This window comes from Kurthia sp. FSL E2-0154, from assembly GCF_038003625.1.
Lineage (GTDB): Bacteria > Bacillota > Bacilli > Bacillales_A > Planococcaceae > Kurthia > Kurthia gibsonii.
In genome coordinates this window covers 2,416,912-2,425,000 of sequence record NZ_JBBOPO010000001.1, presented here as the reverse complement: position 1 = coordinate 2,425,000, position 8,089 = coordinate 2,416,912, and the positions used below count along the sequence as shown (strand labels likewise).

Here is an 8,089-nt window from a genome sequence, read left to right as displayed (position 1 = left end):
TTAGTACGAGAGGACCGGGATGGACATACCACTGGTGTACCAGTTGTCTTGCCAAAGGCATCGCTGGGTAGCTATGTATGGACGGGATAAGTGCTGAAAGCATCTAAGCATGAAGCCCCCCTCAAGATGAGATTTCCCATTACGCAAGTAAGTAAGATCCCTTGAAGACGACAAGGTAGATAGGTTCGAGGTGGAAGTATGGTGACATATGGAGCTGACGAATACTAATCGATCGAGGACTTAACCAAAACAATTGTGTTTCAATGAACCGTTTATCCAGTTTTGAAAGAATAAATCTTTCATCGTGTAGTGACGATGGCAAAGAGGTCACACCCGTTCCCATGCCGAACACGGAAGTTAAGCTCTTTAGCGCCGATGGTAGTTGGGGGTTTCCCCCTGTGAGAGTAGGACGTTGCTATGCAAGCTAAGGTAATCACTCGTTTGAGTGGTTACTTTTTTATGTTCCAAAAAAGGGGGAAACCCTTGAAAAGATTTAAGGAGGATTGCCAAAGAACACGACATCCTGTCGTAAAGGCAATCCGCATCGCATCCAGCGACGCGCCTGTGAGAGTAGGACGTTGCTATGCAAGCTAAAGTAATCACTCGTCTGAGTGGTTACTTTTTTTTATGTTCTAAAAAGGGGGAAACCCACTAGCGTTGCATTAAAATAATCGCACACCTTTAATTAAACTGAATTTTCTGTAATGTAATCTAAGCACAAAAAAAAGCCTTTATAATGGTTGGGTGATAGTAAACCATCCAAATCCAAAATAAAGGACATAAGCATGGATAATTTTACACGAAAAACATCATTTGAACAATGGTTTTCTCCAATTTCCTCGACAAAATTAGAGGAATGGGTCGAATCCCATCAATTAAATTACTATACAAAGAAGCTACGCATCGCTTCTTTCTTGAAATTACTGCTGTTTGCGCAACTGAATGAAACCGAAAGCTTACGTGCAGTCAGCGAAACTCTGTTTTCAGACGACCTTCAAAAAGCAACCGATTTACAATCGATTAGCTTTTCACAGCTCGGGCGCCGGTTAAACCAAGTGCCGACTGAAGTGTTCCAACAAGTATTTTTGGATTTAGTCGCTCAAATTCATGAAAAGTCGTACTATGAACAGCGCCGAAACATGACAACACCACTGAAAATTATTGATTCGAGCACGCTTCCTTTAAACCTAAACAATCACAAATGGGCTGAATTCCGTAAAACAAAGTCGGGCATCAAGCTTCATTTGCGGTTAGTTTACGCAGAAAAAGGCTGTTCGTACCCAGACAAGGCGGTGCTGACAAACGCGAAAGAACATGATCGTGGCCAGCTGGAAGTACTCGTAGACGATAAGGAATGCCTATACGTTTTTGACCGTGGTTACTTGGATTACGAGCGATTCGACCGCATGACAGACGACGGTTATTTCTTCGTCTCTCGCTTGCGAAAAAACGCTGTCCTCCGTGTCATCGAGCCATTTAAACTGCCGACCGATTCAACTGTACTTTCGGATGAAATGATGTTGATTGGCACAACGCAAAATCGTGCAGAAAATGTCTTTCGTCTCATCAAAGTGCTTGATTCAAAAGGAAACGAGCTGCATCTGATTACGAATCGATTTGATTTAAGTGCAGATGAAATCGCTGAATTGTACAAATCACGCTGGGCAATCGAGCTATTTTTCAAATGGCTGAAGCAACACTTGAACATCAAGAAGTTTTACGCACAAAGCGAACAAGGTGTGCATAATCAGGTGTACATCGCGATGATCGTGTATTGTCTACATGTGCTGGCGCAGTTAAACACGAACAGTTCAAAAACGTACTTGAAAATCAGTCGTTTATTGAGAGCATCCCCTTGGAAATCGGCTCATCTATGGATTCGTAAAATCACAGGAAAAGCCGTTCCATAAGGTTTAAGCCACTATTGTTGCACGCGTCACAGGTTATAGTAAAAAAATGGATGATTACTACCTCTGTTCCAGTGTCTTCGTTTTTCATCTGAAACAGAAAAATAAAATAACGGAATATTTCGTTAAAATTTATGCGACGCTAGTGGGGGAAACCTTGAAAAGATTTAAGGAGGATTGCCAAAGAACACGACATCCTGTCGTAAAGGCAATCCGCATCGCATCCAGCGACGCGCCTGTGAGAGTAGGACGTTGCTATGCAAGCTAAGGTAATCACTCGTCTGAGTGGTTACTTTTTTATGTTCCAAAAAGGGGGAAACCTTGAAAAGATTTAAGGAGGATTGCCAAAGAACACGACATCCTGATCGCCAAAAAACGCGACGTCCTGTCGCAAAGGCGATCCATCTACAAGGAAAAGAGATTATTGTAACTAGAAAGTTAGAATCTACAGTAGATCCTTTCAAGCTCATATAGTCTTTTATAGTAATATATAGAATGATGTTATTTTAAGCTATATAATACGTTTTAAAACACGTTATAAACTATTGTGAGATAAAAAACCTCTTTAGATATGTAAACGTAAAATAAAACGTCATAATGGCTTCAAAATACTTAGATAAACGAATGAAATCAGAAAATAAAAAGTTTAAAAATTTATTTAAAAAGCTATTGCATTTACTTTATATTTTGTTATAATAATAATTGTGTTAGAGATAGCACAACAAAATAATAGTGTTGTTCCGTTGTAGCTCAGTTGGTAGTAGCATCTGACTGTTAATCAGAGGGTCGCAGGTTCGAGTCCTGCCAACGGAGCCATTTTTTATGTTTAAAAGCTATGCTTCCATAGCTCAGCAGGTAGAGTGCTTCCATGGTAAGGAAGAGGTCACCGGTTCGAGCCCGGTTGGAAGCTTACGAAAACTTAGAAATTATTTTCGAAAAACACTTGCAATAACATCATAAAGATGATATTATAATTCTTGTCTTGTTAAGAAAGACTTAAATTTATGGCCCCTTGGTCAAGCGGTTAAGACACCGCCCTTTCACGGCGGTAACACGGGTTCGAATCCCGTAGGGGTCACCATTCATATTTCGGAGGATTAGCTCAGCTGGGAGAGCACCTGCCTTACAAGCAGGGGGTCGGCGGTTCGATCCCGTCATCCTCCACCATATTTTTTTGTCGGAGGGGTAGCGAAGTGGCTAAACGCGGCGGACTGTAAATCCGCTCCTTCGGGTTCGGCAGTTCGAATCTGCCCCCCTCCACCATTTAATTTAAATATCATTTCCATTGTTGGGGTATAGCCAAGCGGTAAGGCAACGGATTTTGATTCCGTCATGCCCTGGTTCGAATCCAGGTACCCCAGCCATTTTTGTTTTTATAATGAGTCATTAGCTCAGTTGGTAGAGCATCTGACTTTTAATCAGAGGGTCGCAGGTTCGAATCCTGCATGACTCATCCATTATGATTGCAGCCATCTCACGTTGTTGAGATGGTTTTTTTTTACGAAAAAATGAAAAAACAAGGATAGGGTTTTCATTTAGAAAATCTATTCTTTAAATAGCTATTTTTGAATAATTATGCGAATTCATGTGCAGTTGAACCATTTGCATAAACATGTTTACAATAGAAACAACTAACAAAGGGGGTTGTTTTAATGGAAACATTAAATATTTCAATGATTGGTGTGCCAATCGATTTTGGTCAAATGCGTAGAGGTGTAGATATGGGACCGAGTGCTATTCGTTATGCAGGTGCTGTAGAGCGTTTAGAGGCATTAGGACATGAAGTTGTAGATGAAGGGGATATCTACGTGCCAAACGCAGCCAAACTAGAAGTACATCCGAAATTGCGTAATTTAGGCGCAGTTGTAGAAGCATGTACAAAATTAGCAGAACAAGTTGCGACAGCAGTTGAACATAAAAAATTTCCACTTGTATTAGGTGGTGATCATAGTATTGCGATTGGAACATTAGCAGGTCTTGCGCAGCATTATAAAAATCTAGGTGTGATTTGGTATGATGCACATGCGGATATGAATACTGCTGAAACATCACCATCAGGAAATATTCATGGTATGCCGCTTGCAGTAGCAATGGGACTAGGACATGAAAAGCTAACGCATATTGGTGGGGAGCAGCCGAAGATTGATCCGAAAAATTTAGTAATTATTGGTGCACGATCGGTAGATGAAGGAGAGCGCGAACTAATTAAAGAAAAAGGCATTAAAGTATATTCAATGCATGAGATTGATCGTTTAGGAATGGCAGCTGTTATGGAAGATGCACTTGCTTACCTACGTTCTCGTGAAATTGATGGTTTGCATTTATCTTTAGATTTAGATGGTTTAGACCCGATGTATACGCCAGGTGTAGGGACACCAGTACCAGGAGGTATTACATATCGTGAGAGTCACTTAGCGATGGAGATGTTACAAGAGTCGAACCTGTTAACATCAGCTGAGTTTGTAGAAGTGAATCCTGTTTTAGATACGAAGAATGCAACAGCAAATGTAGCTGTAGGCTTAATGGGTTCGCTATTAGGTGAGTCACTGGTATAGTTTGAAAAGTCATAACCCCCTTCTTCATGTTACAATAATATACGTACTCGATTTTTGAAACTATATGATGGAATAAAACGTATATCAAGTACAGTTTAGTTGGAAGGAACATCACAATGGACACGTTAATACACAAACGAATAAAGCAGGTGCTGAAGGGCGATCAAAATGCGTATTCTGACATTGTGAACTCTTACCAGCAGAGTCTTTATCACGTATGCTATCGTATTGTTGGGAATCAACAAGAAGCTGAAGATATCGCACAGGAAGCATTTGTGCGCGCATATATAAACTTGCATACATTTGATCCGAAGCGAAAATTTTCAACATGGTTGTTTCGTATTGCGACGAATCTCTGTATTGACCGTTTGCGAAAGAAGAAACCGGACTATTACTTAGATGCCGAAGTACCGGGAACTGAAGGACTAGATATGTATTCGCAAATTGCGTCAGAAGAACGGCTACCAGACGAAGAAGTAGAACGTATGGAGTTAAAAGAACGTATTCATTACGAAATTGGTCGATTGCCAGAAAAATATCGTACGGTCGTTATTTTAAAGTATATTGAGGAGTTACCGCTGCAAGAGATTAGCGATATTCTCGAAATACCACTAGGTACTGTGAAAACACGTGTACACAGAGGGCGAGAAGCGTTACGTAAGCAGTTAGGTGACGTGTAGGGGGAAGCATGATGCACACATGTCCAAAGGAGATTGTCCACTATATGCATGAGCGTTTAGATGGAGAAATTAGTTCTGAGCATGATCGAGTGCTTACTGAACATTTACAGACATGTCCGGATTGTCAACGACATATGGAGGAATTAAATCGTGTCGTTTACTTAGTGGGAACATTACAAGCGATGCCTGTACCAGCAGGATTTACAGAGCGCGTTATGTTCCGATTACCAAAGCCAAAATTAAAATCAGGTGTGCAGCGATGGTTGAGAAGGCATCCGATTCTTGTCGCAGCCGCACTATTTATGATTTTAATGAGTGCTTCTTTATTATCAGGATACAATGACCGCTCAGCATTTTCTGTAACAGAACATCCGGGGATGGTTGTTGAAGGAGATCGCGTGACTGTACCGGCAGGACAAACGGTAAAAGGGGATATCGTTGTCACGAATGGTGATTTAGTCATTGATGGAAAGGTGGAAGGTGATGTCACCGTTATTAACGGAAAGTACATGGCCTCTACTGCAAATGTAACAGGCCAGATTGAAGAAATTGATGATACATTTGAATGGTTATGGTACACCATCAAAGACGGCACAAAAAAGCTATTCACATTCGAATAACTAAAGGGGACGGAAACTTGCAGCTGCATTTTTCCGTCCTTTTGAATATCAGGCTATATGATAAGTAAATTCTATCCTTTTTTGGCTTGAAAAAGGCGAGGACGGGGTATGTTATGCTATACTTATATTACTATACGTACGCGCTAGAAAAGTGGGGGATTCCACATGACATTTATTAATGAAATAACGAATTTAACAGAGAATCAACTTGTAAGGACATTTCTAAATATTTTAGATATTTTACTTGTTTGGTTCGTCATTTATAAAATACTGACATTAATTAAGGGCACAAAAGCTGTTCAATTATTAAAAGGTATTTTCGTCATTATTATTATTCGAATTATAACAGAATATTTAGGGCTTACAACGTTAGGCTGGATGACAAATCAAGTAATCGATTATGGTTTTTTAGCAATTATTATTATCTTCCAACCTGAACTTCGTCGAGCGCTAGAGCAGTTAGGGCGCGGAAAGCTCTTTGCTCGAAGTGGTATGCAGGAAGAGGAGGAACGGGGTCGTTTAATTAGTGCGATGACAAAATCAATTAGCTATATGGCGAAGCGTCGTATTGGTGCATTGATTTCAATTGAAAAAGATACGGGTTTGAATGATTACATTGAAACAGGTATTCAGATGAACTCAGATATTTCTTCAGAATTACTGATTAACGTATTCATTCCAAATACACCATTACATGATGGTGCAGTTATCATTCAAAAGAATCGTATTGCAGCGGCAGCGTGTTATTTACCGCTATCAGAGAGTCCATTCATTTCAAAAGAATTAGGAACAAGACACCGTGCAGCAATCGGAATTAGTGAAGTAACAGATGCAGTAACTGTCATTGTTTCAGAAGAGACAGGTGGCATTAGTTTAACAGTGAACGGTGAATTACATCGTGACCTTTCAATGGAGGAGTTTGAACAACGTTTGCGTAATGCTTGGTTCGGTGATACGGCAGAGAAAAATACAACGCGTTGGTCATGGAAAGGGGGCAAAAAATAGTGAATAAATTTATTGATAACCCCTGGATGCTTCGTATTACAGCTTTAGCTCTAGCTATTTTAATGTTTTTTAGTGTGAGACCGAGCGGTAATACGATTGATTCGACGAACTCTGGTATTAAAGAAGAAGTTTTGCGTGATGTTCCTGTTGAATTACGATACGATGATAATAACTTTGTTGTCACAGGCGTACCACAGACTGTTGATGTTAAAATTAGCGGTCCTGTAGGCATTGTTATCACAACGAAAACAGGTCGTAATATTAAAGTGGTTGCGAATATTAAAGATCAGCCTTCGGGAACGCATGTCGTTAAGTTTGAACCTGAAGGATTCTCTGATAAACTAGCTGTAGAAGTCGAACCGAAAACAGCAAAAGTAAATGTAGAAGAACGTACTACAAAAGATGTGAAAGTGGAACCTGAAATTAATGAAGGGCAGCTTGCAGATACAAAATACGTAAAAAACATGACAACAGAGCCAGAAACGGTAACTGTATCTGGTGCAAAGAGCGCCATGGATCGCATTACGTATGTAAAAGCGACAGTCTCAGCGAGTAAAGATGCAGATAAGACATTCGAAAAGGTAGCGGGAATTAAAATCTTTGACCGCAATATGAATATTTTAAATGTTGACGTAGAGCCAAAAACCGTTAAAGTAAAAGTTGAGTTATCTGAGTATAATAAAGAAGTGCCACTCGTTGTAAACCAAAAAGGAAAACCGGCAAAAGGTTATACAGTTGATGGTGTAACCCCTAAATCTGATAAAGTACTTGTATATGGTTCACGTGGTAATTTAGAAAAAATACAACAGGTTGTTGTAAATGCAGATGTAGAAGGTTTGAAAAAGACGACAACTGTTAAAGGAACACTCGAAAAACCTACAGGTGTAGCAGATTTATCATTTGCAGCAGTTGATGTACGCGTAAAAGTATCAAAAGAAAATGAGACGAGCGCGAAAAACAAAAATGAAACAGATACAGCGAAAAAAGCTGAAGAAGATACTGCAACGGAAGACGTCGAAAAAACATTTAAAAATATAAATGTGAAGTTGCAAGGCATGAATATTACAGATTATAGTGCAGAATTTATTACACCATCATCAGGGCAAATTAATGTGATAGCAAAAGGCGCTTCTAAATTAATTTCAGCTCTGACGACAGCAGATATTCAAGCATTTGCTGATGCAAGTAAAATTGATGATGGGATACAAGAGCTACCAATCCAAGTAAAGAGTTCAGAAGGTATAGAATTGACTCCGTCGTTAGATCAAATAAAAGTTCGTTTTACGAAACAAGACTAACGTATATGAGGAATGGTTTTGAAG

Annotated in this window: 6 protein-coding genes, 7 tRNA genes and 2 rRNA genes (1 of these 15 cut by a window edge); all 15 read left to right on the top strand. The window is 39.7% G+C overall.

What is annotated here, in order from left to right; translation table 11 throughout:
* Positions 1-248, top strand: a 23S ribosomal RNA gene (locus tag MHB75_RS12050) (it extends 2,682 nt beyond the left edge of the window).
* A 57-nt stretch (positions 249-305) separates the two neighbouring features.
* Positions 306-421, top strand: a 5S ribosomal RNA gene (gene rrf, locus MHB75_RS12045).
* 364 nt (positions 422-785) lie between these two features.
* Positions 786-1,910 (top strand): IS4 family transposase, encoded by a 1,125-nt coding sequence (locus MHB75_RS12040; protein WP_340997954.1) that lies wholly within the window; start codon positions 786-788, stop codon positions 1,908-1,910.
* A 736-nt stretch (positions 1,911-2,646) separates the two neighbouring features.
* A tRNA-Asn gene (locus MHB75_RS12035) sits at positions 2,647-2,723 on the top strand.
* A gap of 21 nt (positions 2,724-2,744) precedes the next feature.
* Positions 2,745-2,817, top strand: a tRNA-Thr gene (locus MHB75_RS12030).
* A gap of 96 nt (positions 2,818-2,913) precedes the next feature.
* Positions 2,914-2,988: transfer RNA gene (locus MHB75_RS12025), tRNA-Glu, on the top strand.
* A 10-nt stretch (positions 2,989-2,998) separates the two neighbouring features.
* Positions 2,999-3,074 (top strand) — tRNA-Val (locus tag MHB75_RS12020).
* Between the two features lie 12 nt (positions 3,075-3,086).
* Positions 3,087-3,170, top strand: a tRNA-Tyr gene (locus tag MHB75_RS12015).
* A 26-nt stretch (positions 3,171-3,196) separates the two neighbouring features.
* Positions 3,197-3,271 (top strand) — tRNA-Gln (locus MHB75_RS12010).
* Positions 3,272-3,287: 16 nt separating this feature from the next.
* Positions 3,288-3,360, top strand: a tRNA-Lys gene (locus MHB75_RS12005).
* A 199-nt stretch (positions 3,361-3,559) separates the two neighbouring features.
* On the top strand, positions 3,560-4,462 hold the full coding sequence (rocF, locus tag MHB75_RS12000; protein WP_068450192.1) for an arginase: 903 nt from the start codon (positions 3,560-3,562) through the stop codon (positions 4,460-4,462).
* A 116-nt stretch (positions 4,463-4,578) separates the two neighbouring features.
* The gene (gene sigW, locus MHB75_RS11995) at positions 4,579-5,142 is read left to right on the top strand and encodes an RNA polymerase sigma factor SigW (RefSeq protein ID WP_068450194.1); all 564 of its coding nucleotides are present in this window, start codon (positions 4,579-4,581) and stop codon (positions 5,140-5,142) included.
* Positions 5,143-5,153: 11 nt separating this feature from the next.
* Complete coding sequence (locus MHB75_RS11990) at positions 5,154-5,762, top strand: zf-HC2 domain-containing protein (RefSeq protein WP_340998624.1); 609 nt, start codon at positions 5,154-5,156, stop codon at positions 5,760-5,762.
* Between the two features lie 165 nt (positions 5,763-5,927).
* Complete coding sequence (gene cdaA / locus MHB75_RS11985; protein ID WP_141274279.1) at positions 5,928-6,767, top strand: diadenylate cyclase CdaA; 840 nt, start codon at positions 5,928-5,930, stop codon at positions 6,765-6,767.
* Positions 6,767-8,065 (top strand): CdaR family protein, encoded by a 1,299-nt coding sequence (locus MHB75_RS11980; protein WP_340997951.1) that lies wholly within the window; start codon positions 6,767-6,769, stop codon positions 8,063-8,065. Before cdaA ends, MHB75_RS11980 begins: the two co-directional genes overlap by 1 nt.
* Positions 8,066-8,089: the final 24 nt, after the last annotated feature.

Bases quoted from the DNA above. Each gene is read 5' to 3' on its own strand.
- rocF (WP_068450192.1), top strand. From the start codon at position 3,560: ATGGAAACATTAAATATTTCAATGATTGGTGTGCCAATCGATTTTGGT.
- cdaA (WP_141274279.1), top strand. From the start codon at position 5,928: ATGACATTTATTAATGAAATAACGAATTTAACAGAGAATCAACTTGTA.
- MHB75_RS11990 (WP_340998624.1), top strand. From the start codon at position 5,154: ATGCACACATGTCCAAAGGAGATTGTCCACTATATGCATGAGCGTTTA.
- MHB75_RS12040 (WP_340997954.1), top strand. From the start codon at position 786: ATGGATAATTTTACACGAAAAACATCATTTGAACAATGGTTTTCTCCA.
- sigW (WP_068450194.1), top strand. From the start codon at position 4,579: ATGGACACGTTAATACACAAACGAATAAAGCAGGTGCTGAAGGGCGAT.